The sequence below is a fragment of the Sphingomonas canadensis genome (genome assembly GCF_026013525.1).
In the GTDB taxonomy this organism is placed as follows: Bacteria; Pseudomonadota; Alphaproteobacteria; order Sphingomonadales; family Sphingomonadaceae; genus Sphingomonas; species Sphingomonas canadensis.
The window spans coordinates 24,627-48,045 of the sequence record NZ_JAPDRA010000007.1 but is presented as its reverse complement, the minus strand read 5'-3'; the positions used below and the strand labels follow the sequence as shown (position 1 = coordinate 48,045).

The window sequence follows — 23,419 nt, the reverse complement described above, 5'->3', positions numbered from 1 at the left end:
CCAGCCGCGCCCTTGCCGGCGCCGTATCGCGGGCCGCAGCGGGTCCGCCGGGCCGGAAAACCGGCCGCCCGGGGCAGTCGATCCGGCGCCCGCCACCGCGCTCTGAAGCGCCCCAGAGCCGCCCCATCGCGTGCGCGCTCGTAAAAAATACATATCCCAATCAATGCCTTGAACCGTGAATTCCGCGGATTCCGGTCCGCCGCTTGACGTTCCGTTTCATGAGTCGCTATTGCGAGTCAGAATCAATAGCAGGGGATCGGCAATGCGGTATCGGCTTACGGCAAGGGACGGGAGAGGCCGCGCGCGGCTGATGGCGGGGGCGGCGCTGGCGTCGCTCGCGCTGGCGGGACCGGTGTTGGCACAGGATGCCGGCGGCGACAGCGAAGGCGACAAGGTGACGATCACCGTCACCGCCACGCGCCAGCCGGTCGCGGTGCAGGACGCGCCCGCCACCGTCACCGTGATCGACGAGCAACGCATCGCCGACGAACTGGCGACCGACATCAAGGACCTGGTCCGCTTCGAGCCGGGCGTCAGCGTGCCGCGCCAGCCGGCGCGCTTCGGCGCCGCGCTGGGCGTCACCGGCCGCGCGGGGAACGAGGGCTTCGTGATCCGCGGCATCGGCGGCAACCGCGTGCTGATCCAGGTGGATGGCGTGCGCGTGCCCGACGGCTTCACCTTCGGGGCGCAGAGCGCGGGGCGCGGCGATTACGTCGATCTGGGCCTGGTCAAGTCGGTCGAGATCCTGCGCGGCCCCGCATCCGCGCTCTACGGCAGCGACGGCCTGTCGGGCGTGGTCAGCTTCATCACCAGCGATCCCGCGGACCTGCTCGATGGCGGCAGCATCGGCGGGCTCGTCCGCGCAGCCTATGCCAGCTCCGACGACGAGTTCGCGGAGACGGCGGTGCTCGCGGCGGGCGGCGGCGCGCTGTCGGGCATGGTCGCCTATACGCGGCGCGACTATGGCGAGCTGGACAACAAGGGCACCGTGGGCGGCACCGGATCGGCGCGCACCCAGCCCAACCCGCAGGACGGACGGTCCAACGCGGTGCTCGGCCGCCTCGTGTTCCAGCCCGGCGGCGGCCACAAGCTGCGGCTGACCGGCGAATATCTCGACACGCATCTGTTCACCGATGTGCTCACCGGCCGCAGCGCGACGGTGGACCTTCTCCAGGCGCGCGACACCGGCGAGCGCAAGCGCATCGCCGCCGACTGGAGCTGGGAAGGATCGGGCGCGATCGATTTCGCCCGGCTCGGCGTCTATTGGCAGGATGCGGAGGACGTGCAGTTCACCGATGAGGACCGCACGCCCGCCGCCGATCGCGAGCGGCTCAACACCTTCGAGAACCGCGTCTACGGCGTGTCGGGCGAGCTGCGCAGCGGGTTCGCCACCGGTGCCGCCACGCACCGGCTGGTGATCGGCGGCGACATCAGCTTCACCCGTCAGCGCGGCCTGCGCGACGGGGTGGTGCCGCCGGCGGGCGAGACCTTCCCGACGCGCGCCTTCCCGGAGACCGACTATGCGCTCGCCGGCCTGTTCGTGGCGGACGAGATCGCGATCGGCCCGGTCACGCTCTATCCGGCGCTGCGGCTCGACTGGTATGATCTGGAGCCGCAGAACGATGCGCTGCTGCCGAGCTTCGCCGGCGCCGCGCAATCGGGATCGCGACTGTCGCCGAAGCTCGGCGCGGTGGTGCGGCTCGGCGGCGGGTTCCGCCTGCTCGGCAGCTATGGTCAGGGCTTCAAGGCGCCCGAGCCCAGCCAGGTCAACCAGTTCTTCGAGAACCTGGCCTTCGGCTATACCTCCGCGCCCAACCCCAATCTGGGGCCGGAGCGGAGCCGCAGCTTCGAAGGCGGCATCCGCTATGCCGACGATATCTTCAGCGTGGACCTGACCGGTTTCCACGCCGACTATGACGACTTCATCTCGCAGGAGGTGGTGAGCGGGAGCTTCACCCCCGCCGATCCCGCCGTCTATCAATTCGTCAACCTGGACCGTGCCGAGGTATCGGGCGTCGAGCTGCGTGCTTCGGTCAACACCGCGGCGGGCTTCACCGCCAATCTCGCGCTGTCCTATGCCGATGGCGACGTGATCGATCCCAGCGGGGCCAAATCGCCGCTCTCCTCGGTCGATCCGGTGAAGCTGGTCGCGGGCGCGGGCTGGCGCGATCCGGGCGGGCGCTTCGGCGGCCAGTTGGTCGTCACCCATTCGGCGCGCAAGCCGCTGGAGGACACCACCGGGCTCTGCACCGGCGCCTGCTACCGGCCCGGGGCCTTCACCATCCTGGATGCCACCGCCTTCTTCAAGGTGACCGAGGCGCTCACGCTGCGTGCGGGCATCTTCAACATCACCGATCGCAAATATGCCTGGTGGAACGACGTGCGCGGGCTCTCCGACACCTCGACCGTCAAGGATGCCTACACCCAGCCGGGGCGCAACGGCAGCGTCTCGATCAGCTACCGCTTCTGATCCGGAGGAACATGATGAAGACCATGAGTTGGACCCTGACCGCGGCGCTGTCCGCGGCCGTGCTGCCGCCGCTCGCGCTCGCGCTCGCGCTGCCCGCCGCTCCGGCCGCGGCCCAGGCGCCCGCGCGCCAGACCGCATCGTTCGAGACCGATCGCGCCGGCATCCTGGCGATGGCGGGCAATTACAAGGTCCGCTTCGACATGCAGGAGGCGACCGCCTGGCGCGGCGACTATACGCCGATCGATCGCAAGATCTCCGGCGGCTATGAATCGGTCCGCGTGATCGAAGACAGCGGGCGCCGCATCGTCCTCCAGCACCTGCTGGTGGTGACGATCGACGGCGCCGCGCATGTCATCAAGCACTGGCGCCAGGACTGGGAATATGAGCCCGCCCGCGTGCTCGGCTATGACGGGCAGGGGGCATGGACCTGGAAGGACGTGCCCGAGGCGCAGCGCAAGGGCGCCTGGTCGCAGACCGTGTGGCAGGTGGACGACAGCCCCCGCTACGCCGGCTGGGGCATCTGGGAAACGGTGGGCGGCGTGCGGCGCTGGCGATCGAGCTGGACCTGGCGTCCCCTTGCCCGGCGCGATGCGGTGCGCGGGCCGGTCTATGACCGCTATCTCTCGATCAACCGCCACCAGCCCACGCCCACCGGCTGGGTCCATTGGCAGGACAACACCAAGATGGGCCTGTTCGCCGGCAAGCTGGAGCCGGTGGTCCAGGAATATGTCCTCAACACCTACACCCGCTTCGACGGATATGAGGTGAAGGCCGCCGACGATTACTGGGCGGCGACCAAGGGCTATTGGGCGGCGGTGCGCGCCGAATGGGATCGCGTGGGCGCGGCGAAGAAGGGCATTCGCGTGGCCGAGGAGGCACAGGCCGGCACGGTGATCTCCGCCAGGCTGCTGGAGCTGGCCGATGCCGTGCAGGCGGGCAAGACCGCCGAAGCCGCCGCGATCGCCGAGGCCCGCAAGCTGATCGACGGCGCCACGCGCTGACGCCCCGGCCGGGCGGGCGCTAAACCCGCTCGGCCGAGTTCACCGCGTCGGCGGCGCGCAGCGCGGCCAGCAGGCGCATCAGATGCTGCACGTTGCGCACCTCAAGATCGATCGTGTTGAGGTGGAAGGTGGTGTCGCGGTTGTCCAGCCGCAGGCCCAGGATGTTGGCCTTGTGCTGGCCGATCAGCGTCGCCACCGCGCCCAGCGCGCCGGGCTCGTTCTTCAGCGTCACGGCGATGCGCGCCACGCCGCCCTCGGCCTTGTCGCCCCAGGTCAGGTCCACCCAGTCGGCCTCGCCGTCCTCGGGCAGCGTCGGGCAATCGATCGCGTGGACCTCGATCGGCTCGCCGGGGCGGCGCAGGCCCACGATCCGGTCGCCAGGCACGGGGCGGCAGCATTCGGAAAGCGTGAAGGCCACGCCGGGGGTCAGCCCCTTGATGTCGATGGCCTGCACCTGCGCCTCTTCCAGCGGGGCGTGATCCACGCCCTCGGACGATCCCGGCATCACCGCTTCCAGCACCTGCGCGTCGGTCAGCTTGCGGCGCGCGATCGCCTCCATCAGCGCGGGTTCGTCCTCCAGGTTCAACCGGCGCAGCGCATCCGCCAGCGCATCGGGGCCGGCGGGGGTGGGCAGCCGCGCGATCAGGTCTTCGTACAGCTTGCGCCCCAGCTTCACCGTCTCCTCGCGCTCCTTGTGGCGCAGGTGGCGGCGGATCGCCGCGCGTGCCTTTCCGGTGATCGCGAAGTTCAGCCAGTTGGCCTGCGGCTGCTGCGCCTTGGATCGCAGGATCTGCACCTGGTCGCCCTGCTGGATCTCGGTGCGCAGCGGCACGACGCGGCCGTTCACCTTCGCGCCCACCGCCTGATCGCCCAGGTTCGAATGGACGGCATAGGCGAAGTCGATCGGCGTCGATCCCTTGGGAAGCTGGATCAGCTCGCCCTTCGGCGTGAAGGCGAAGATCCGGTCCTGGTACATCGCCATCTTGGTATGTTCGAGCAGCTCCTCCGGGCTTTCGGCCTGGTCCAGGATCTCCACCAGGTCGCGGATCCAGCTCACCTGCGTGTCGGGGCGCAGCGTGCCGTGCTTGTACGCCCAATGCGCGGCCAGGCCATATTCGGCCTGGGCGTGCATGTCGCGCGTGCGGATCTGGATCTCGATGCGCGTGTCGGCGGCGTGGATGATGCTGGTGTGCAGCGAACGGTATCCGTTGCGCTTCGGCGTGGAGATGTAATCCTTGAACCGCCCCGGCACCATCGGCCAGCGCCGGTGGATGATCCCCAGCGCGCGATAACATTCCTCCTCGCTGTCCACGATCGCGCGGAAGGCCATGACGTCCGAAAGCTGTTCCAGGCTCACATGGCGCTCGGACATCTTCTTCCAGATCGAATAGGGATGTTTCTCGCGCCCCGTCACCTCGGCGTCGATCCCGCCGCGGGAAAGGAGCAGCTTCAGCCCCGACGCGATCTTCGCGATGCGGTCCTCGCCCTCGACCTTCAGCGAATCCAGCCGCCGGGTGATCGATTCATAGGCCTCCGGTTCCAGCTCGCGGAAGGCCAGGCTCTGCATCTCCTTCATGAACTCGTACATGCCGATCCGCTCGGCGAGCGGGGCATAGATGTCCATCGTCTCGCGGGCGATGCGCTTGCGCTTCTCCGGCTTCTTGATGAAGTGGAGCGTGCGCATGTTGTGCAGCCGGTCGGCCAGCTTGACCAGCAGCACGCGGATATCGTCCGACATCGCCAGCAGGAACTTGCGCAGGTTCTCCGCGGCGCGCTCGCTCTCGCTCTGCGCCTCGATCTTGGAGAGCTTGGTGACGCCGTCCACCATCCGCGCGATGCTGGCGCCGAACTTGCTCTCGATCTCGGGCAGCGTGGCCACCGTGTCCTCGATCGTATCGTGCAGGATCGCGGTGGCGATGGTCTCGCCGTCCAGGTGTAGGTCGGTCAGGATGCCCGCCACCTCGATCGGGTGGCTGAAATAGGGGTCGCCGCTCGCCCGCTTCTGATGGCCATGCGCGTTGACCGAGAAGACATAGGCGCGGTTGAGCAGGGCCTCATCGGCCTCCGGGTCATAGCTCAACACCCTGTCCACAAGCTCGTACTGGCGCAACATCGCGCCAAGATGGGGCCGCAAGCCGCCGCTTTGCAATGTTCTAGTGCGCCGGGGGACATTTTCCGCGCGGAGCGTTGCTGCGGGAACGCAAAGCGGGCAGCATGCGGCCATGCGAAACCGCCTTATCCCGCTCGCCCTGGCCCTGTTGCCGCTGCCCCTGTCCGCCTGCGCCGTGCTGCATTCGGAGGAAGCGCTGATCGCCGCATCGGACCCCGCGCCCGATCTGGTGCCGGGGCTGTACCAGGGCCTGTCGCGTTTCACGCCCGAAGCGCTGGAAAAGCTGGATAGCGTCCAGCGCGCCCGGTGCCTGGATCTGGGCTTTCCCGATCCGCGCGAGGCGGGGCCGGTGCCGGTACTCTATTGCCCGTTCGACGACGAGGACCTGTCGGAAAACCCGAAGTTCCGGATCGCGCCGGGGAACGCGGGTTTCGTGCTGACCGGGGTGCCGGGGGAGGGCGACGATCCCGCGGAGGTGGCCAAGGAGGTCTATGGCCTGCGCCTGCGCGATCTGGGCGGCGGGGTGCGCCTTGTTCAGGTCGGCACCGACAAGGGCGAGCTGAAGGGGTATTTCTATGCGCTGGCCGCACTGCATCCGGCGCGGATCGAAGCGGTGCTGGTGCCGTGCGACGGCGGTGCGAGCAAGCCGGCGGAAGGGCCGCGGCCCAAGCTGAAGTGCGAGGTGGAATCGATCGATGCGATCCGTGGCGACGTGCTCGCATACGCAGCAAAAATCGCGGACGGAGAGCCTGTGAAGCCGGTTATCGCCACGCGGATCGGCGATTGAGCCCGGCGCCGGGGCGGGTGGCGCGTGCCCCCGCCCCGCACGTCCGTATCAGCGTGCGCGCGCGTTGCACTTGGCGAGGGCATCGGCATCGAACGCCACGCCCTGCACGCTGAACGCGGTCAGCTCGCCCAGTTCGCGGGCCACCAGCTCGCACATGATCGCATCGCGCGAAGTCGCCTTGGAAGCGACGCAAACGCCCTCGCCGCACTTCCACACGGTCGTGCGCGTGACCAGGCTGGCCTTCTCGGGCGTGGTCGCGGGGGTCGCCGCGTAATAGCCGCGCGCGGTCTGCGCGATGCCGGCGGCCGGGGTGAACGCAAGCGCTGCCGCCGCAACCGCGGCGACGGAGAAGAAACGGGTCATTTCCAGTCTCCCTGGGGTTAGGGTTGCAATCTAGTTGCGAATCGCTACCTAATTAACAGGCATGTAGATTGCAAGCCAAAACTGGTGCTGCGATGCAAAAAGATATCCCGTTCCGGGCGGGGCGGAAATACGATAAGGTGTCTGGTCTATGGGAAATGGCTTGCGAGAGGATCTGTCCGCCCTGTGCAGCCTGCCGGCCGCGCTGGAGGCGATGGGGGAACGCTGGTCGTTCCTGATCCTCAGGGGCTCGTTCAACGGGCTGCATCATTTCGAGGAGTTCCAGTCGGAACTCGGCATCGCGCGCAACATCCTGGCGAACCGGCTAGCGCGCCTGGTGGGCCACGGCATCCTGGAACGGCGGCCCTGCCCGGATGACCGGCGCAAGATCGAATACCGGCTGACCGACAAGGGCTATGCGCTGCTGCCGACGATGGTGGCGTTGCGCCAATGGGGCGAACGCTGGGAAACCGGCGTGCCGGCCAGCCCGGTGCTGGTCGACGCGCGTGATCGCCGCCCGGTTGCCGCGGTAACCGTGCGCTCGCACGACGGCCGCGTGCTCAGCAAGCAGGACCTGCTCTGGGCGCTGCCCGAGCAGGTGGCACAGGATGCGGAGGTGGAGGCGGAGGTGAAGGCGGCGGAATGAAGTGGATCGCGATCCTCTCCCCCGCGCTGCTGCTCGGTGGTTGCACGCTCCATTCCCCGATGCCGCTGATCGCGGCGACCGATCATCCGGAAACGGCGGTGCCGGGCGATTATACCGTCTATCTGGCCACCGATGCGAAGGGGCGTCGCAGACTGCCCAAGCCGAAACGCGCCGAGTGCCTCGATCCCGGCTATTTCGCGCGCGACAAGGATGCGCAGGGCAAGCCGCAGGGGAAGCCTGAGCGCATCTATTATTGCGCCTATGACCCCGATCAGAAGAAGGACCTGCCCACGATCGCGCTGTTCGTGGAGGACGGTGAATACCGGATGGTGGGGCCGGAGGGCGAGGGCGTGGTCCGTTTCCGCGGCTGGCGCGGGCCGCTCTACCTGACCCAGATCGACGAGAGCCGTGGCGACAAGCCGAAGTTCGGCTATCACTTCTTCCGCGCGGCATCCGCCGGGTTCGAGATATTCCCGCTCTACTGCACCTATTTCCCCAGCTTCTGGAAGGCACCGGCGGAGGGAACGGAGGAAGTGCCGAAGGGCTGCGAGATCAGCTCGCTCGAGCCGGTCCGAGCGGAGCTGGACGCGGCCGCCGGCCTGGTCGAGAGCGGCACGGATATCCCGCTGCTGATCCTGCGCCGCAAGGGCGGGGCGCGTTAGGCTCAGCCCCGCAACGTCTCGAACTTCGCGCGGATGCTGTCCGGCATCGGCACCGAGCGGCGCTCCTCCAGATCGACATGCACGCTCACCAGCTCAATCGTGGCGTGCAGATCGCCGCCGTCGGCCAGGCACAGATCGATCCGGTGCGTCAGGCTCGAATTGCCGACGCGCTCGACGCGGACGAACGCCTCGATCATGTCGTCCAGCCGGAAGGGGCGCTTATAGTCCACCGTTGCACGGACGATGTGGAATTCGGTGTCGAGCCAGTCCGGCCCGATCTCCTTCAGGTTCGCCCAGCGCCAGAATTCGGTGATCGCGACATCGGCATATTCAAGGTAGCGCGAGTTGAAGACGACCTTCTGGCCGTCGATCTCCGAATAGCGGACGCGGAAGCGGGTCGAGAAGGGAAAGCCGGGGCGGGTCATGCACGGCGCGATGGCGAAACCCGCCGCGCCGCGCAAGCCCGGTTCAGCCCGCCTTGGCCGGCGTGTTGACGCCCATCGACTGGAGATATTTGCGCACGTTGCGCGCCGCCTGGCGCAGGCGCTGCTCGTTCTCCACCATCGCGATGCGCACGAAGCCCTCGCCGTTTTCGCCGTAGCCCACGCCCGGGGCCACGGCGACCTTGGCATGGGTCAGCAACTGTTTGGAGAATTCCAGGCTGCCCAGATGGGCGAGCGCTGGCGGCAGCGGTGCCCAGGCGAACATGCTGGCGGGCGGCGGCGGAATGTCCCAGCCTGCACGGCCGAAGCTTTCGACCAGCACGTCGCGGCGCTTGTGGTACAGCTCACGGTTGCGCTCGACGATGTCCTGCGGGCCGTTCAGCGCGGCGCAGGCGGCGGCCTGGATCGGCGTGAAGGCGCCATAATCCAGATACGACTTCACCCGCGTCATCGCCGCGATCAGCTTGCGGTTGCCCACCGCGAAGCCCATCCGCCAGCCGGCCATCGAATAGGTCTTGGATAGCGAGGTGAACTCGATCGCGATGTCCTTCGCGCCCTTCACCTGCAGGATCGACACGGTCGGCTTGCCGTCGAAATACAGCTCCGAATAGGCCAGGTCGGAGATGATCCATACCTGGTTCTCGCGCGCCCAGGCGACCAGCCGTTCGTAGAAGGCCAGGTCCACCGTCTCCGCCGTCGGGTTCGACGGATAGTTGACCACCAGCACGCTCGGCCGCGGCACGGTGAAGTTCATCGCGCGCTCAAGGCTTTCGAAATAGGCCTCGTCGGGCGTCGTCGGCACGGCGCGGATCGTGGCGCCGGCGATGATGAAGCCGAAGGTGTGGATGGGGTAGGACGGGTTGGGCGCCAGCACCACATCGCCCGGCGCGGTGATCGCGGTGGCCAGGCTGGCGAGCCCTTCCTTCGATCCCATGGTGACGACCACCTCATTCTCGGGATCGAGCTCCACGCCGAAACGGCGCGCGTAATAATTGGCCTGGGCGCGGCGCAGGCCGGGAATGCCCTTCGACTGCGAATAGCCGTGCGCGTCGGGCTTGCGCGCCACCTCGCACAGCTTTTCGATCACATGGTCCGGCGGGGGCAGGTCCGGGTTGCCCATGCCCAGATCGATGATGTCCTCGCCTGCCGCGCGCGCCGCTGCCCGCATGCCGTTGACTTCGGCGATGACATAGGGCGGCAGTCGCTTGATGCGGTAGAACTCGTCGGACATTGCTTCCTCTGCTGTTGGAGGGGGAACGGCGCATCCATACGCCGAAACCGTTGATACGCTATTCCTTTGCGCGCGGGAATGACGAGAAACAAACAGCGCGCTAAAGGATCGCTACCGCCGCCATCCACCGGGCCGGGCCGATCCGGTATGGCGGGCAGCGGCCCGGAAACATAGAGCAGGACACCATGGCCGAAACCGCGCCGAACCCGCCGCACATGCCCAGCCTGGAGGATATCCAGCACTGGACCTGGGTGTTCGGGCGCGCGCAGCAGATCCTGCTGGAACACGGCATGGACCTGGCCGAGCACGCGCCGGCCGCGCCGCCGCTGGGCGCCGCGATCGATCCCACGGCGGCGGTGCGCGCGGGCGCGGAGCTGTGGGCCGACACGATGGCGCTGTGGCAGCGCTTCCTGGACCCGGAGCACACCGCGCCTTTCCACGAAACGCCCGAACAGGCGCGCGATAAGCGCTTCAAGGCGCCCGAATGGCGCGAGCAGCCGGTGTTCGATTTCCTGCGCCAGAGCTATTTCCTGATCGCGGACCATCTGTTGAAGGGCGTCGAATCGCTCGACGGCGTCGATCCCCGGCACAAGGAGCAGCTCCGCTTCGCGACCAAGGGCTTCATCGACGCGATCAGCCCCAGCAACTTCCCCGCCACCAATCCGGAGGTGCTGGCCAAGACGATCGAAACCGGCGGCGAGAACCTGCTCAAGGGCTTGCAGCACATGCTGGCGGACCTGGAGAAGGGCCAGCTCACACAGACCGACGCGCAGGCGTTCGAGGTGGGGCGCAACCTGGCGACGACGCCCGGCAAGGTGGTGAAGCGCACACCGCTCTATGAGCTGATCCAGTACAGCCCGGCGACCGAGACGGTGTTCAAGGTGCCGCTGGTGATCTTCCCGCCGTGGATCAACCGTTTCTACATCCTGGATCTGGCGCCGGAGAAGAGCTTCATCCGCTGGGCGGTGGCGCAGGGGCTTACCGTGTTCGTCGTTTCGTGGCGGTCTGCCGACGCATCGATGAAGGACGTCACCTGGGACGACTATATCGAGCATGGCCAGATCGACGCGATCGACACGATCCGCGATCTGCTGAAGGTCGATGCCGTCCACGCCATCGGCTATTGCGTCGCGGGCACCACGCTTGCCGCGACGCTGGCCGTGCTGGCCGCGCGCGGGCAGGTGGAGAAGGTGAAGAGCGCCACCTTCTTCACCGCCCAGGTCGATTTTTCCGAGGCGGGCGACCTCAACGTGTTCGTCGACGACGATCAGCTCGCGATGCTGCGCAGCCTGGCGGCGGACGGCTTCCTCGACGGGCGCTATATGGCCGCCACCTTCAACCTGCTGCGCGGGCGCGACCTGATCTGGAGCTACGTCACCAACAACTATCTGCTCGGCAAGGATTATGCGCCGTTCGACCTGCTCTACTGGAATTCGGACGTCACCAACCTGCCCGTCGCCTGGCACATGAGCTACCTGGCCGATCTGTATCGCGACAACCGGCTGGTGGTGCCCGGATCGCTGAGCGCCGGCGGCACGCCGATCGACCTGACGATGGTGAAGACCCCCGCCTATATCCAGGCCGGCCGCGAGGACCATATCGCGCCGCCCGCCAGCGTCTGGAAGATCACCCATTATTTCAAGGGGCCGCTGCGCTTCGTGCTGGCCGGATCGGGGCATATCGCGGGCGTGGTCAATCCGCCCGCGGCGGGCAAATATCAATATTGGACCAGCCGCAAGCGCGCGAAGACGCTCGATGCCTTCCTCGCCTCGGCCAAGGAGACGAAGGGGAGCTGGTGGCCCGACTGGATCGAATGGATCGCCGGGCAGGACGAGGAGCGCGTCGCGGCCAAGGGCGCGCGCATTCCCGGCAAGGGCAGGCTAAAGCCGCTGTGCGATGCGCCGGGAACCTATGTCCGCGCGCGCTGATCGTCGCCGCTGATCTGGCCGAGTCCCCGGAGTTTTGCTGCCCCGGCGTGAGGGTGTTGTGCGACATAACAGTTGCGACAACCATCTATATATAAACGATATTTCGTTTATGCTGCACTGCACAATAAGCCCCTTGCATTCCGCGCTGCAAGATATTAGATGCTGCGTTGCAGCAACAACTTTTGACGAGGTGAGTCATCATGGCAGCCAAGGGTCAGAAGAGCACGGGAAAGCCCGCCGCTCCGAAGTCCACGGCGCGTGCCAAGGCCGCGCCCAAGGAGATGGTTGCTGCCGTCGAGGCTGAGAAGCCCGAGCCGGCCATCGAAGCGGTTGTAACCGCCCCGGTCGCAGCCGAGCCCGAGCCCGTCCTCGAAGCAGCAACGCAGGAAGCAGAGACCGTAACCGAGTTGGCCGATCCCATCGTGCCCGAAGCGGCGGAAGCCGCGATCGAGTCCGTCGTGGAGGAAGCCGAAACCCTGATCGAGGCCGCCGCCGCCGCCAGCGAGACGGCCGAAACCGCAGTCAAGGAAAGCAAAGTCATGGAAACCATCGAGACCAACATCGCCAAGGCCCAGGCCTTCTTCACCGACTTCAACGACCGCACCAAGGCGGCCGTCGAGAAGTCGACCAAGCTGGCCGAGGAAGCCAACGAGTTCGCCAAGGGCAACATCGAGGCGCTCGTCGAGTCGGGCAAGATCACTGCCAAGGGCTTCGAGTCGCTGGGCCAGGAAGCCGCCGAGTACAGCCGCAAGTCGTTCGAGAGCGCGACCGCCGCACTGAAGAGCCTGTCGGCCGTCAAGTCGCCGACCGAGTTCTTCAAGCTGCAGAGCGATTTCTTCCGCGGCGCGTTCGACTCCTACGTCGCCGAAGCTTCGAAGGGCACCGAGGCGTTCCTGAAGCTGGCTGGCGACGCCGCCCAGCCGCTGCAGAACCGCTTCGCTGTCGCCGCCGAGAAGGTGAAGGCCGCGGCCTGATCCCGCAGCGTATCGCGTACAATCGAGGGGCGGTCGCCGGTTCGGCGGCCGCCCCTTTCGCGTTTCCGGGACGGCCTGTCGCCGCGATCCTTGCGCTGCGGCCTTGCCACGTGCGGGGCGCTCACATATTTTTGGCACGATGGACCAGCGCGCTCCCGATCCGATCCGCATGGGCGATGATGGCGACGAAGGCGGCAACGGCCCCTCCGTCGGCCTCGCCACACGTACCCGCACGCGCACCAAGAAGCCGACACCCTATCGCGTGCTGATGCTCAACGACGATTATACGCCGATGGAATTCGTCGTGCTGGTGCTCCAGCGCTTCTTCCGGATGAGCATGGAGGAGGCGACGCGGGTGATGCTGCACGTGCATCAGCGCGGCGTGGGCGTATGCGGCGTGTTCAGCTATGAGGTCGCCGAGACCAAGGTGCAGCAGGTGATCGATTTCGCCCGGCAAAACCAGCACCCGCTCCAGTGTACGCTCGAAAAAGCCTGATTTTGCGGCCCGCTACGGGGCATTCCTGAGTTCCGTCTTCGTATTTCCGCTTTATTTCCGCGTTCGTCGCCGTGCCGGGGGGCGCGGTGGGCGGCCGGGCGGTTGCGCGCGATGGGACGTGGCGCGCCGCCCGGCCCCGATTTCCGCGGCAGGCGGATGGCGCGCCTTTGCTTTTTACCGGGAGGGGATACCCGTTGCGGGCGCTCTTGCGCGGCATACCGGTACGGCTAGAAGCACGCGATGGACCGCATCCTGATCCGCGGCGGAAATCGCCTTTCCGGCCGCATCGCCATCTCCGGCGCGAAGAACGCCGCGCTTACGCTGATGCCCTGCGCGCTGCTGACGGACGAGCCGCTGACGCTGCGCAACCTGCCGCGCCTGGCCGATGTCGACAGCTTCGGCCACCTGCTCAACCAGCTTGGCGCGTCGACGATGGTCGCGGGCGGGCGGCCCGAGGATTTTGGCCGGGTGATGACGATGCAGGCGCAGCGGCTCACCTCCACGGTCGCGCCCTATGACATCGTTCGCAAGATGCGCGCCTCCATCCTGGTGCTTGGCCCGCTGGTCGCGCGGCAGGGCGAGGCGACCGTCTCGCTGCCCGGCGGCTGCGCGATCGGCAATCGCCCGATCGACCTGCACCTGAAGGCGCTGGAGGCGATCGGCGCGGAGATCGAGCTGGCCGCGGGCTATGTGAAGGCCACTGCGCCCGGCGGGCGGCTTCCGGGGGGCAGCTTCCGCTTCCCGGTGGTGTCGGTGGGCGCGACCGAGAATGCGGTGATGGCGGCGGTGACGGCGCGGGGCACCACGGTGCTGGAAAACGCCGCGCGCGAGCCGGAGATCGTCGACCTGTGCAACCTGCTCGTCGCGATGGGCGCTTCGATCGGCGGCATCGGCACCGAGACGCTGGAGATCGAGGGGCGCGACCGGCTGCACGGCGCGACCTATCAGGTGATGCCCGACCGGATCGAGGCGGGCAGCTATGCCTGCGCCGCGGCGATCACCGGCGGCTCGGTGGACCTGGCGGGCGCCCGCGCGGAGGACATGCGCGCAACGCTCGACGCGCTGATCGACGCGGGCGTGACGGTGGAGGAAAAGCGCGACTCGATCCGCATCGCCGCGGATGGCCCGCTGCGCCCGCTGACGCTCAACACCGCGCCCTTCCCCGGTTTCGCCACCGACATGCAGGCGCAGTTCATGGCGATGCTGTGCAAGGCCGACGGCGCCAGCGTGCTGACCGAGACGATCTTTGAGAACCGCTACATGCACGTGCCCGAGCTGGCGCGCATGGGCGCCAATATCGAGGTCCACGGCCGCACCGCCGTGGTGCGCGGCGTCGAGAAGCTCACCGGCGCCCCGGTGATGGCGACCGACCTGCGCGCCTCGATGAGCCTGATCGTCGCCGGCCTGGCCGCCGAGGGCGAGACCCAGGTCAACCGCGTCTATCACCTCGATCGCGGCTATGAGCGGCTGGAGGAGAAGCTCCAGGCCGTGGGCGCCGATATCGAGCGTGTCGGCGACGGCTGAGCGCCGCGCCGCCGCCATCATGCCTAACCGCGCCTAAACCGTGCCGGTTCACCGCCCGTAAGCCTGCGCCTACCTATTTTGGCGGAATTGCTACGCGGGTTCCGGAGTCAGGGCGGCACTCCCAGAACGGGTGGCTTGGATGGATAGTTTTGCTGGACACGAGCTTACGGTCGTGTCGCTGGGTTCGGGCGTGCCAAGGCCGCCCGAGCGGCGAACCGAGGAACGCGCGACGACGCTGCTGCGCGTCGGCAAGCTGGTCGTTGCCGGCGAGCAGCGGCTGTGCATGGTGCGCAACCTTTCCAGCTCTGGCGCGATGATCAGGCTCTACCAGCCGATCCCTGTGGGGTCGGCGGTGATGGTGGAGGTCACCCCGGAATATCCGGTGCCCGCGCGCGTGATGTGGTGTCAGGACGATCTGGCGGGCATCGCCTTCGATACGCGGATCGACGTGATCGCGGCGCTGCGCGGCGAGCAGGCCGGCGGCCCCTATCGCCGCGTGGCGCGCACGCCGCGGATGCGCGTCAGCCGCCACGCGCGGCTCTGCACCGATGATGCCGAACGCGGCGTGCTGCTGTGCGACATCTCGCTCAACGGCGCCAAGGTGGCGACCGACCTGGCGCTGCCGGTGGAGACCGAGGCGGCGGTGTTCGTCGATGGCCTGCCGCCGCTCGCCGGGCGCGTCCGCTGGGCGCGCGACGGCTATGTCGGGATGCAGTTCGACGTCGCGCTCAAGATCGACACGCTGGCGAACTGGCTGGGGCCGGACGACGCGATGTAGCGCGCGCCGTCCGGCATCGCTTCACACCGCCTTCAGCGCTTCCTCGAAATCGGCGATCAGGTCGTCCGCGTCCTCGACGCCGATCGAGATGCGGACCAGGTTGTCGGTGATCCCCAGCGCCGCCTTGCGCGCCTCGGGCACCGACAGGTGGGTCATCCCCGCGGGGTGGCTGGCAAGCGTCTCGGTGCCGCCCAGGCTTACCGCCAGCTTGGCGATCTTGAGCGCGTCGAGGAAGGCGAAGGCCTCCTTCTCGTCGCCCTTCAGATAGAGCGAGAAGGTCGATCCCGCGCCGGTGCAGTGGCGGCGATAGATGTCGGCCTGGCGGCTCCCTTCCTCCAGGAAGCCGAGATAGCCGACCTTCTCCACCTTGGGATGCGTGCGCAGATATTCGCACACCTTGACCGCATTCTCACCCGCGCGGGTCATGCGCAGTTCCAGCGTCTCCAGCGAACGCAGCAGCATCCAGGCGGTGTTGGGATCGCAGATCGTGCCGATCGTGTTGCGCATCAGCCGGATCGTGTCGATGTGCGCCTTCGATCCCAGCACGCCGCCCGCTACCAGGTCCGAATGGCCCCCGGCATATTTGGTCAGGCTATAGACGACGATGTCGGCGCCCTGCTTCAGCGGCTGCGCCCATAGCGGACCCAGGAAGGTGTTGTCGATCGCGATCGGCGGCTTGTTCGCGCCGGTGAAGATCGCGTCGCGGCTGGCGGCCACGGCCTCCACGTCCACCAGCGCGTTGGTGGGGTTGGCGGGGCTTTCGAGATAGATCAGCGCGACGTTGCCGGCGGATGCCTTCTGCAGCACCGCGTCGATCTCCTCGCGCGTGGCACCTGCCGGGAAGTCGAGCCAGTGGATGCCGAAGCGGCCCAGGATGCGCGCGATCAGCGTCTCGGTGGCGGCATAGAGCGGCCCGGAATGGACGATCGTGTCGCCCGGCCGCACCATCGACAGGAACAGCGTGGCGATCGCCGACATGCCGGAGGAGAAGGCGAGCGCGTCCTCCGCCTCTTCCCACACGCCCAGCCGGTCCTCCAGTATCTCCTGGTTCGGCCCGTTGAAGCGCGAATAGACCAGCCCCTCGGCCCCGCCCGGGCGCTTGCCGGTGACGCCTTCGAAATGGCGCTTGCCCGCCGCGGCGTTGGGGAAGACGAAGGTGGAAGTGAGGAAGATCGGGGGCTTCAGCGATCCTTCGGACAGCATCGGATCATAGCCATGGCCCATCATCAGCGTGCTGGGCTTCAGCTTGCGCGTGCCCACCGTATCGGTGGACGGCTTGGCGCGGCGGCGCGGCGCGCTGCCAGCCGGCCCGTTTTCGGTCTCGTCGGTCATTATCTTCTCCGGATCAATGGCCGGCAGTTAGTTACGGATGCAACGAAAGAACAGGGGTCACAGACCGATTAGCGCGATCTGCCGCCCATAGTCCGGTTCGTGGCGATGCGTGGCGCGGCGATAGCTGAAGAAACGCTCCGGATCGGCATAGGTGTCCAGCCCCATCGCCTCCACCGTGCGCACGCCGGCGGCGGCCAGGCGGTGGGCGACATAGGCCTCCAGGTCGAACTGGTGATGGCCCGGGCGGCCCGCGGCGAAGAAGCGCTCGTTTTCCGGGTCCGCGGCGGCGAAGCGCGCCAGGAAGCCCTCGTCCACCTCATAGCTGGCGCGCGCGATGCACGGGCCGATCGCCGCCACGATCCGGTCGCGCCGCGCGCCGAGCTGTTCCATCGCCGCCAGCGTCGAATCGGTGACGCCCGCGATCGCGCCCTTCCACCCGGCATGCGCGGCGCCGATCACGCCCGCATCGCGATCGGCGAACAGCACGGGCGCGCAATCGGCGGTCAATATGCCCAGCGCGAAGCCGGGCCGGTCGGTCACCAGCGCGTCGGCGCGGGGGCGCAGCCGCTCCTCGAACGGCGCCAGCACGGTGACGGCATCGGCCGAATGCACCTGATACAGCGTCACCAGATCGGCGCCGGGCAGCACCGCGGCCACCGCGCGGCGCCGGTTCTCGGCCACCGCCTCGCGGTCGTCCTCCGATCCCAGCCCCACGTTCAGCCCGGCGTGCAATCCGCCGGATACGCCGCCGCGCCGCCCCAGGAAGCCGTGCGCCACGCCCGCCAGCGCCTGTGCGCGGATCGCCTCCACGCCGCTCACAGCGCCAGCCGCAGGATCAGGTCGCGGTCAGTCTGCTCGCCGACCTGGAAGGCATAGTCGCCGATATGGACGAAGCCTTTGCGCTGATAGAAGCGGATCGCGCGCGGATTATGCTCCCACACGGTCAGCAGCAGCGCGCGGGCGCCACGGGCGCGGGCGGCGGCGATCGTCCAGTCCATCAGCGTGCGGGCGATGCCGGTGCCGTGGAACGCGCCGAGCACATAGAGCTGGCTGAGCTGCACCGCGCCCTCCTCCGCATCGGGCAGCCAGGCGGGGCTGAGCTTGGCATAGCCCGCGATCCGCCCGTCCACCCGCGCGATGCGATAGGCATGCGCGGGATCGGCGAGATCGCGGATCAGCGCGCCGTCCGGGCCATAGGCGGTGGCGAAATAGGCGTTGCGGTCCGCCTCCGAACAACTGTGGGCGAAGGTGGCGATCCAGCTTTCCTGCGCCATCGCGTCCAGCTCCGGCCCGTCGGCGGGCACGCCGTCCGAATAGGCGATCATGCGAAGCCCTCCGGCTCCGGCCAGCCGGGGGCGGTGAGCGCCATCGCCTTGAACAGCTCGCCCATCTTGTCGTCGTCGACCAGCCGGGCACGGTCTTCGGCGATGCCCTCCGCGCGGTCCGGATGGGCGCGGGCCAGCGCGTCGGCGCGCGCGTCGATGCCCAGCGCGGACAAGAGCGCGCCCTGTGTCACCGGCCCGTGGACCGTCAGCCCCTCGGCCGCCGCCGCCGCGCCCAGCGTTCCGAAATCGACATGCGCGGTCAGGTCGGCCTCGCCGGGCGTGTCGAACGGATTGACATATTGATGCCCGCGCACCGCCTGCAGCGTGTCGCCCAGCGCCGGGCCTTCATAGCCATAGTCGATCACCAGCGCGGCGCCGCCATGCTCCAGCAGCCGCTTGGCGAGCCCGCGCATCACCCCGACGCTGGCGGGCGACGTCTCGATCACCGATCCCGGCGGGGCGCCGCGCAGATGCGGCGGGATGATCTGATCGAACCCGCGATCGCCGGTAACGGGCAGGAACAGCGTGTCCTGGCAGGCGATCAGCCGTTCGCGCCAGCCGCCCTCGCCCGTGCTGACGAGCTGGCGGATCGGCAGCGCGTCGAAGAATTCGTTGGCGACGATCAGCAGCGGCCGGTCGTCCTCCACGCCCAGCAGGTCCAGGTGCCATTCGGCGTGCGGCACGCGCTCGGCCTGGGCGGCGCGCAGCGTGGGGCTGGTCTCGACGAAATGCACGGGCGGGGTCAGCCCGATCCGCGCCATCGCCCTCAGCGCGTCCGCTGCCAGCGTACCGCGGCCCGGCCCCAGCTCGACGAATCGCACCTCGGGCCGCCCGGCGCGGTCCCACAGGTCCGCCAGCCACAGCCCGATCAGCTCGCCGAACATCTGGCTCACCTCGGGCGCGGTGGTGAAATCGCCGCGCGCGCCCAGCGGATCGCGGGTCGCATAATAATGGGTGTTGGCCGCCCCCATGAACTGCGAGAGCGGGATCGGCCCGGCGAGCGTGATCGCGCGCGCCAGCCGCTCCGGCAGAAGCGGCTCGGCGGCGTTCCCGGCGCGCTCGCTGGGCGAGGCGTCGAGCGGCGTTTCGCTCACGGCCTGGCCGGCTCCTCGCCGCCCGGGGCGTTGATCAGCGGCCGCTTCGCCGCGGTGGCGATCAGGTAGATGCCGCCCGCGATCATCGGCAGGCACAGGAGCTGACCCATGTGGATCGTGCTGGCCAGGAAGGTGCCGGTGAACTGCGCGTCAGGCTCGCGGAAATATTCGACGATGAAGCGGAACGCGCCATAGCCGAGCAGGAACACGCCCACGAGGCGGCCAGGCTTGTAGCGCGCATCGGTCTTCCAGAAGAGCCACCACAGGATCGCGAACAGCACGATCCCCTCCAGCCCCGCCTCATAGAGCTGGCTGGGATGGCGGGCCACGCCGCCGCCGTTGGGGAACACGATCGCCCAGGGCAGATCCGCCGGCTTGCCCCACAGCTCGCCGTTCACGAAATTGGCCAGCCGGCCCAGGAACAGGCCGATCGGCGCGCAGCACGCGACATAATCATGCACGCGCAGCCAGCTAAGCCCGTTGCGCCGCGCCAGGAACAGGATGCCCAGCGTCGTGCCGATCACGCCGCCGTGGAAGCTCATGCCACCGTCCCACAGCGCGATCAGCCGCAGCGGCTGGATCAGCATCGCCGGATCGTAGAAGATCGCATAGCCCAGCCGCCCGCCCAGGATGATGCCCAGCGTGGCATAGAAGACCAGATCGTCCGCATGCGTGCGCGACATCGGCGCGCCCGGCTGGCGCAGCATCCGCAGCAGATACCACCAGCCGATCAGGATCCCGGCGATATAGGCGAGCGAATACCACTTCACCTCGAAAACGCCGAGGTCGAGCGCGACCTTGCTGAGGCCGAGCGATTCGAACTGGATATGCTGGTTCGCCGAAGCGAGGAAATCGAGGAGCACCGGGCTTGTTCTCCGCGGGAATGGGCGCGGCACTGCTTAGTGCCATCCACGACGAAACCCAAGGGGCTGTTGGACGTTCGGGGCGCGGAGGCGGCTGGCGCGGCGCGGCGCGGCGCGATAGAGCGGGGCGATGGCGAAACAGGCAGCGGCGAAGCACGCGGGCGAAGGATGGCGGCCCAGCCGCAGGACGCTGTTGATCGGCGGCGGCGCGGGGCTGGGGCTGCTCGTCGCCTGGGCGGTGTGGCCGCGCGCCTATTCGCCCAATCTCACCGCCGATGCGGGCGAAAGCGTCTATGGCGCCTGGATCAAGATCGGCACCGACGGGCATGTCACCGTCGCCGTCCCGCAATCGGAACAGGGGCAGGGGGTGTTCACCGCCTTTGCCCAGATCATCGCCGACGAACTGGGGGCCGATTGGAAGAAGGTGGGGGTGGAGGCGGCGCCGCTGAACCCGCTCTATGCCAATCCGCTGGGCGCCGCGACGGTGTTCGAAACCGCGCTGGGCGCGCTCCCCGAATGGCTGCGCGAGCGCCAGGTGGTGCGCAGCGCGCTGATGCTTACGGGCGGCTCCTCTTCGATCCGCCAGTTCGAGCCGGAGCTGCGCGCGGCCGGGGCGGCGGCGCGGGCCATGCTGTGCATGGCGGCGGCGCGGCGCTGGGGCGTCGACTGGAAGGCGTGCGACACGGTGGCGAGCCAGGTGGTGAGCGGCGGCCAGCGGCTGGGCTTCGGCGCGCTCGCCGAGGATGCCGCCGACGAGACCCCGCCCGAGGAACCGCCGCTGCGCACCGGCACCGCCAACCGCCTGACCGGCCAGCGCGTCGCCCGGCTGGACGCGCCGGCCAAGGTGGACGGCAGCCTGAACTATGCCGCCGATGTGCGGCTGCCCGGCATGGTGTTCGCCGCGGTCCGCCAGGGGCCGGCGGGCGACACCGCACTGCTGACCGCGGACGAGGCGCTGGCGAAGGCCGTGCCCGGCGTGCTCTCGATCGTGCGCGGCGATCGCTGGGTGGCGGCGGTGGCCAACACCTGGTGGGCGGCGGAACGCGCGCTGGCGAAGATGCGCCCCGCCTTCCGCACTCCGGCGGAACGCATCGACAATGTCTCGCTCGAGGAAGCTCTGGCCAAGGCGCTCGACGGCGCCGGTACGCGGATCGTGCAGACGGGCGATCTGGCTGCCGATTTCCGTGGCGCGCGCGTGGTTTCGGCCGAATATTCGGCCGGTCTCGCGCTCCATGCCGCGCTGGAGCCGATGACCTGCACCGCCGCGATCCGCGAAGGGCGGCTGTCGCTGTGGCTGCCCACCCAGGCGCCGTCGCTGGCGCGCGCCGCCGCCGCCGCGGCGATCGGCATGGGCCAGGATCAGGTGACCGTGCATCCGATGATGGCGGGCGGATCGTTCGGCGCCAAGCTGGAGACCGAGGTGGCGGCCCAGGCGGCGGCGATCACCCGGGCGGTGGGGCGGCCGGTGCAGCTCACCTGGTCGCGCGCGGAGGATGCCCGGCAGGACCGGTACCGCGCGCCCGCCGCCGCGCGGCTCACCGCGAAGCTGGGCGCCGGGGGCGCCATCACCGGCTGGCTGGCGAAGATCGCGGCGCCCTCCACCGGGCGCGAGCTGGCGGCGCGGCTGCTGGGCGGCGATCCGCTGGTGGCGGGCGCGCTGGCGCTTTCGGGTGGAGACCGCGCGGCGGTGGCCGGGGCGGCGCCCGCCTATGCCATCCCCAATCTGGCGGTGGATCATCACCCGGCCGACATCGGCGTGCCCACCGGCTATTGGCGGTCGGGCGCACATAGCTACACCGCCTTCTTCACCGAGAGCTTCATCGACGAGCTGTCGCACATCGCCAATATCGAGGCGCTCAGCTTCCGCATGGGCAAGCTGGGCAACGAGGCGCGGCTGGCACGCTGCCTCCAGACGGCGGCGGCGATCGGCGGCTGGCAGGGCGGCACCGCGGGCAGCGGCCAGGGCATCGCCTGCCACAGCTTCCGCGGCAGCCATATCGCGGTGATGGCGGAGGCCGCGCTGGCGCCCGGGCGCCGGGTGAAGGTCACGCGCCTTGTCGCGGCGGTCGATTGCGGGCGGGTGATCAACCCCGATCTGGTGCTGCAGCAGATCGAGGGCGGGCTGATCTTCGGCATGGCCGCGGCGATCGGCTGCTCGACCGGCTTCGAGGGCAATCTGGCCGAGGCGACGTCGATCGCCGACCTCAACCTGCCCACGCTGGCCGACGCGCCCGACATCACCGTCGAGTTGATCGACAGCGCGGCCGATCCCGGCGGGGTCAGCGAACTGGCGGTGCCGCCGGTCGCCCCGGCCATCGCCAATGCCATCCAGGCTTCGTCGGGCGTGCGCCTGCGCCGCCTGCCGCTGCTTTCGGACGTCGGATGACCCGCCCCGCCGATCACCCGCGCGTCGCGCCGCCCCGCGTGGGCGTGCTGCTGGTCAACCTGGGCACGCCCGACGCGCCCGAGCCGGGGGCGGTGCGCCGCTATCTGGCCGAGTTCCTGTCGGATCGCCGCGTGGTGGAGATCCCGCCGCTGCTTTGGAAGCCGATCCTGCACGGTGTGATCCTGCGCACCCGGCCGCGCAAGTCGGCGCACGCCTATTCCCAGGTCTGGACCGAGCAGGGATCGCCGCTGGCCGCGATCACGCGCGCGCAGGCGGAGGCGCTGGCGGGGAGCTGGGGCGATCGCGTCATCGTCGATCATGCCATGCGCTATGGCCGCCCCGCGATCGCGGATCGCATCGCCGCGCTGGTCGAGGCGGGGTGCGACCGCATCCTGTTCGCGCCGCTCTACCCGCAATATTGCGCGGCGACGACGGCGACCGCCAACGATATCGCCTTCGCCACGCTGGCCGGCATGCGCCGCCAGCCGGCGCTGCGCACGCTGCCGCCCTATCACGACGATCCGGCCTATATCGCCGCGCTCGCCGCATCGGTGCGCGAGGGGCTGGCGCGGCTGGAATTCGCGCCGGACGTGCTGCTGGCCAGCTTCCACGGCATGCCGGAACGGACGCTGGCGCTGGGCGATCCCTATCACTGCCATTGCCTGAAGACGGCGCGACTGCTGGGCGAGGCGCTGGGGCGCCCGGTCGAGGTCGCGTTCCAGTCGCGCTTCGGCCGCGCCAAATGGCTGGAGCCAGCGACAGAGACGGTGCTCGCCCGGCTGGGCGGGGAGGGGCGCGGCGTCGCGATCTTCTCCCCCGGCTTCGCCGCGGACTGCCTGGAGACGCTCGAGGAGATCGAGATCCGCGGGCGCGAGACTTTCCGCGCCGCTGGAGGGCGCGATTTCGCCTATCTCCCTTGCCTCAATGCCGGGGAAACGGGCATCGAAATGCTGCGCACAATTATTGGACGCGAGCTGACCGGCTGGTTAGAGGCGGCGGCGTAACGAAG

General features: G+C 68.7%; 21 protein-coding genes. 12 read left to right on the top strand and 9 right to left on the bottom strand.

Features of this window, described 5'->3' with window-relative positions:
* The first annotated feature begins 262 nt into the window (after positions 1-262).
* Both OM513_RS14060 and OM513_RS14055 read left to right on the top strand, forming a co-directional pair.
* Entirely contained in the window at positions 263-2,470 is a 2,208-nt protein-coding gene (locus OM513_RS14060) for a TonB-dependent hemoglobin/transferrin/lactoferrin family receptor (RefSeq protein ID WP_264945107.1), read from the top strand.
* Between the two features lie 23 nt (positions 2,471-2,493).
* Positions 2,494-3,471 (top strand): DUF6607 family protein, encoded by a 978-nt coding sequence (locus OM513_RS14055; RefSeq protein WP_264945315.1) that lies wholly within the window; start codon positions 2,494-2,496, stop codon positions 3,469-3,471.
* Between the two features lie 19 nt (positions 3,472-3,490).
* Here OM513_RS14055 and OM513_RS14050 read toward each other — a convergent pair whose 3' ends face one another.
* Positions 3,491-5,584, bottom strand: a complete 2,094-nt coding sequence (locus tag OM513_RS14050) for a RelA/SpoT family protein (protein ID WP_264945105.1) — start codon at positions 5,582-5,584, stop codon at positions 3,491-3,493.
* 109 nt (positions 5,585-5,693) lie between these two features.
* Here OM513_RS14050 and OM513_RS14045 point away from each other — a divergent pair, with 109 nt between their 5' ends.
* Positions 5,694-6,368: a hypothetical protein gene (locus tag OM513_RS14045; protein WP_264945103.1), complete on the top strand. Its 675-nt coding sequence runs from the start codon at positions 5,694-5,696 to the stop codon at positions 6,366-6,368.
* A 48-nt stretch (positions 6,369-6,416) separates the two neighbouring features.
* On the opposite strand, the gene OM513_RS14040 is transcribed toward OM513_RS14045, so the two are convergent.
* Positions 6,417-6,731 (bottom strand): CC_3452 family protein, encoded by a 315-nt coding sequence (locus tag OM513_RS14040; protein WP_264945102.1) that lies wholly within the window; start codon positions 6,729-6,731, stop codon positions 6,417-6,419.
* 148 nt (positions 6,732-6,879) lie between these two features.
* On the opposite strand from OM513_RS14040, the gene OM513_RS14035 reads away from it, so the two are divergent.
* Positions 6,880-7,374 (top strand): winged helix-turn-helix transcriptional regulator, encoded by a 495-nt coding sequence (locus OM513_RS14035; RefSeq protein ID WP_264945100.1) that lies wholly within the window; start codon positions 6,880-6,882, stop codon positions 7,372-7,374.
* Positions 7,371-8,036, top strand: a complete 666-nt coding sequence (locus OM513_RS14030; protein ID WP_264945099.1) for a hypothetical protein — start codon at positions 7,371-7,373, stop codon at positions 8,034-8,036. The genes OM513_RS14035 and OM513_RS14030 overlap by 4 nt, the downstream gene beginning before the upstream one ends.
* Before the next feature lie 2 nt (positions 8,037-8,038).
* Here OM513_RS14030 and OM513_RS14025 read toward each other — a convergent pair whose 3' ends face one another.
* Both OM513_RS14025 and OM513_RS14020 read right to left on the bottom strand, forming a co-directional pair.
* Positions 8,039-8,461: an acyl-CoA thioesterase gene (locus OM513_RS14025; protein ID WP_264945098.1), complete on the bottom strand. Its 423-nt coding sequence runs from the start codon at positions 8,459-8,461 to the stop codon at positions 8,039-8,041.
* A 43-nt stretch (positions 8,462-8,504) separates the two neighbouring features.
* Positions 8,505-9,710: an LL-diaminopimelate aminotransferase gene (locus OM513_RS14020; protein WP_264945096.1), complete on the bottom strand. Its 1,206-nt coding sequence runs from the start codon at positions 9,708-9,710 to the stop codon at positions 8,505-8,507.
* Positions 9,711-9,895: 185 nt separating this feature from the next.
* On the opposite strand from OM513_RS14020, the gene OM513_RS14015 reads away from it, so the two are divergent.
* The 5 genes from OM513_RS14015 to OM513_RS13995 all read left to right on the top strand — a co-directional run bounded on the left by OM513_RS14015 (position 9,896) and on the right by OM513_RS13995 (position 15,410).
* A complete protein-coding gene (locus OM513_RS14015; protein WP_264945094.1) occupies positions 9,896-11,638 on the top strand; it encodes a PHA/PHB synthase family protein in 1,743 nt (580 codons plus the stop codon).
* 200 nt (positions 11,639-11,838) lie between these two features.
* Positions 11,839-12,612, top strand: a complete 774-nt coding sequence (phaP, locus tag OM513_RS14010) for a phasin family protein (RefSeq protein WP_264945093.1) — start codon at positions 11,839-11,841, stop codon at positions 12,610-12,612.
* A 139-nt stretch (positions 12,613-12,751) separates the two neighbouring features.
* Positions 12,752-13,108, top strand: a complete 357-nt coding sequence (gene clpS, locus OM513_RS14005) for an ATP-dependent Clp protease adapter ClpS (protein ID WP_264945092.1) — start codon at positions 12,752-12,754, stop codon at positions 13,106-13,108.
* A gap of 240 nt (positions 13,109-13,348) precedes the next feature.
* On the top strand, positions 13,349-14,632 hold the full coding sequence (murA, locus tag OM513_RS14000; RefSeq protein WP_264945091.1) for a UDP-N-acetylglucosamine 1-carboxyvinyltransferase: 1,284 nt from the start codon (positions 13,349-13,351) through the stop codon (positions 14,630-14,632).
* A 139-nt stretch (positions 14,633-14,771) separates the two neighbouring features.
* Positions 14,772-15,410: a PilZ domain-containing protein gene (locus OM513_RS13995; protein WP_264945089.1), complete on the top strand. Its 639-nt coding sequence runs from the start codon at positions 14,772-14,774 to the stop codon at positions 15,408-15,410.
* A gap of 21 nt (positions 15,411-15,431) precedes the next feature.
* On the opposite strand, the gene OM513_RS13990 is transcribed toward OM513_RS13995, so the two are convergent.
* The 5 genes from OM513_RS13990 to lgt form a co-directional block, all read right to left on the bottom strand.
* Entirely contained in the window at positions 15,432-16,742 is a 1,311-nt protein-coding gene (locus OM513_RS13990; protein ID WP_264945088.1) for a cystathionine gamma-synthase family protein, read from the bottom strand.
* A 57-nt stretch (positions 16,743-16,799) separates the two neighbouring features.
* The gene (gene pgeF, locus OM513_RS13985) at positions 16,800-17,561 is read right to left on the bottom strand and encodes a peptidoglycan editing factor PgeF (RefSeq protein ID WP_264945087.1); all 762 of its coding nucleotides are present in this window, start codon (positions 17,559-17,561) and stop codon (positions 16,800-16,802) included.
* Positions 17,558-18,067 (bottom strand): GNAT family N-acetyltransferase, encoded by a 510-nt coding sequence (locus tag OM513_RS13980; protein ID WP_264945086.1) that lies wholly within the window; start codon positions 18,065-18,067, stop codon positions 17,558-17,560. The genes pgeF and OM513_RS13980 overlap by 4 nt, the downstream gene beginning before the upstream one ends.
* Positions 18,064-19,038, bottom strand: coding sequence for a class I SAM-dependent methyltransferase (locus OM513_RS13975; RefSeq protein ID WP_264945314.1), 975 nt, complete (start codon positions 19,036-19,038; stop codon positions 18,064-18,066). The genes OM513_RS13980 and OM513_RS13975 overlap by 4 nt, the downstream gene beginning before the upstream one ends.
* Before the next feature lie 119 nt (positions 19,039-19,157).
* On the bottom strand, positions 19,158-20,024 hold the full coding sequence (gene lgt, locus OM513_RS13970; RefSeq protein ID WP_264945085.1) for a prolipoprotein diacylglyceryl transferase: 867 nt from the start codon (positions 20,022-20,024) through the stop codon (positions 19,158-19,160).
* A gap of 130 nt (positions 20,025-20,154) precedes the next feature.
* On the opposite strand from lgt, the gene OM513_RS13965 reads away from it, so the two are divergent.
* Together OM513_RS13965 and hemH are read left to right on the top strand one after the other, a co-directional pair.
* A complete protein-coding gene (locus tag OM513_RS13965) occupies positions 20,155-22,410 on the top strand; it encodes a xanthine dehydrogenase family protein molybdopterin-binding subunit (RefSeq protein ID WP_264945084.1) in 2,256 nt (751 codons plus the stop codon).
* Entirely contained in the window at positions 22,407-23,414 is a 1,008-nt protein-coding gene (gene hemH, locus OM513_RS13960; protein WP_264945083.1) for a ferrochelatase, read from the top strand. Before OM513_RS13965 ends, hemH begins: the two co-directional genes overlap by 4 nt.
* Positions 23,415-23,419: the final 5 nt, after the last annotated feature.

Excerpts from the sequence above, each read along its gene's own strand:
- OM513_RS13975 (WP_264945314.1), bottom strand. The coding sequence starts at position 19,038 with ATGGGGGCGGCCAACACCCATTATTATGCGACCCGCGATCCGCTGGGC.
- OM513_RS13965 (WP_264945084.1), top strand. The coding sequence starts at position 20,155 with ATGGCGAAACAGGCAGCGGCGAAGCACGCGGGCGAAGGATGGCGGCCC.
- OM513_RS14015 (WP_264945094.1), top strand. The coding sequence starts at position 9,896 with ATGGCCGAAACCGCGCCGAACCCGCCGCACATGCCCAGCCTGGAGGAT.
- OM513_RS14030 (WP_264945099.1), top strand. The coding sequence starts at position 7,371 with ATGAAGTGGATCGCGATCCTCTCCCCCGCGCTGCTGCTCGGTGGTTGC.
- hemH (WP_264945083.1), top strand. The coding sequence starts at position 22,407 with ATGACCCGCCCCGCCGATCACCCGCGCGTCGCGCCGCCCCGCGTGGGC.
- OM513_RS14055 (WP_264945315.1), top strand. The coding sequence starts at position 2,494 with ATGAGTTGGACCCTGACCGCGGCGCTGTCCGCGGCCGTGCTGCCGCCG.
- OM513_RS13990 (WP_264945088.1), bottom strand. The coding sequence starts at position 16,742 with ATGACCGACGAGACCGAAAACGGGCCGGCTGGCAGCGCGCCGCGCCGC.
- murA (WP_264945091.1), top strand. The coding sequence starts at position 13,349 with ATGGACCGCATCCTGATCCGCGGCGGAAATCGCCTTTCCGGCCGCATC.
- OM513_RS14025 (WP_264945098.1), bottom strand. The coding sequence starts at position 8,461 with ATGACCCGCCCCGGCTTTCCCTTCTCGACCCGCTTCCGCGTCCGCTAT.
- clpS (WP_264945092.1), top strand. The coding sequence starts at position 12,752 with ATGGACCAGCGCGCTCCCGATCCGATCCGCATGGGCGATGATGGCGAC.
- OM513_RS13980 (WP_264945086.1), bottom strand. The coding sequence starts at position 18,067 with ATGATCGCCTATTCGGACGGCGTGCCCGCCGACGGGCCGGAGCTGGAC.
- OM513_RS14040 (WP_264945102.1), bottom strand. The coding sequence starts at position 6,731 with ATGACCCGTTTCTTCTCCGTCGCCGCGGTTGCGGCGGCAGCGCTTGCG.
- phaP (WP_264945093.1), top strand. The coding sequence starts at position 11,839 with ATGGCAGCCAAGGGTCAGAAGAGCACGGGAAAGCCCGCCGCTCCGAAG.
- OM513_RS14020 (WP_264945096.1), bottom strand. The coding sequence starts at position 9,710 with ATGTCCGACGAGTTCTACCGCATCAAGCGACTGCCGCCCTATGTCATC.
- OM513_RS14045 (WP_264945103.1), top strand. The coding sequence starts at position 5,694 with ATGCGAAACCGCCTTATCCCGCTCGCCCTGGCCCTGTTGCCGCTGCCC.
- OM513_RS14035 (WP_264945100.1), top strand. The coding sequence starts at position 6,880 with ATGGGAAATGGCTTGCGAGAGGATCTGTCCGCCCTGTGCAGCCTGCCG.
- OM513_RS14050 (WP_264945105.1), bottom strand. The coding sequence starts at position 5,584 with ATGTTGCGCCAGTACGAGCTTGTGGACAGGGTGTTGAGCTATGACCCG.
- OM513_RS13995 (WP_264945089.1), top strand. The coding sequence starts at position 14,772 with ATGGATAGTTTTGCTGGACACGAGCTTACGGTCGTGTCGCTGGGTTCG.
- OM513_RS14060 (WP_264945107.1), top strand. The coding sequence starts at position 263 with ATGCGGTATCGGCTTACGGCAAGGGACGGGAGAGGCCGCGCGCGGCTG.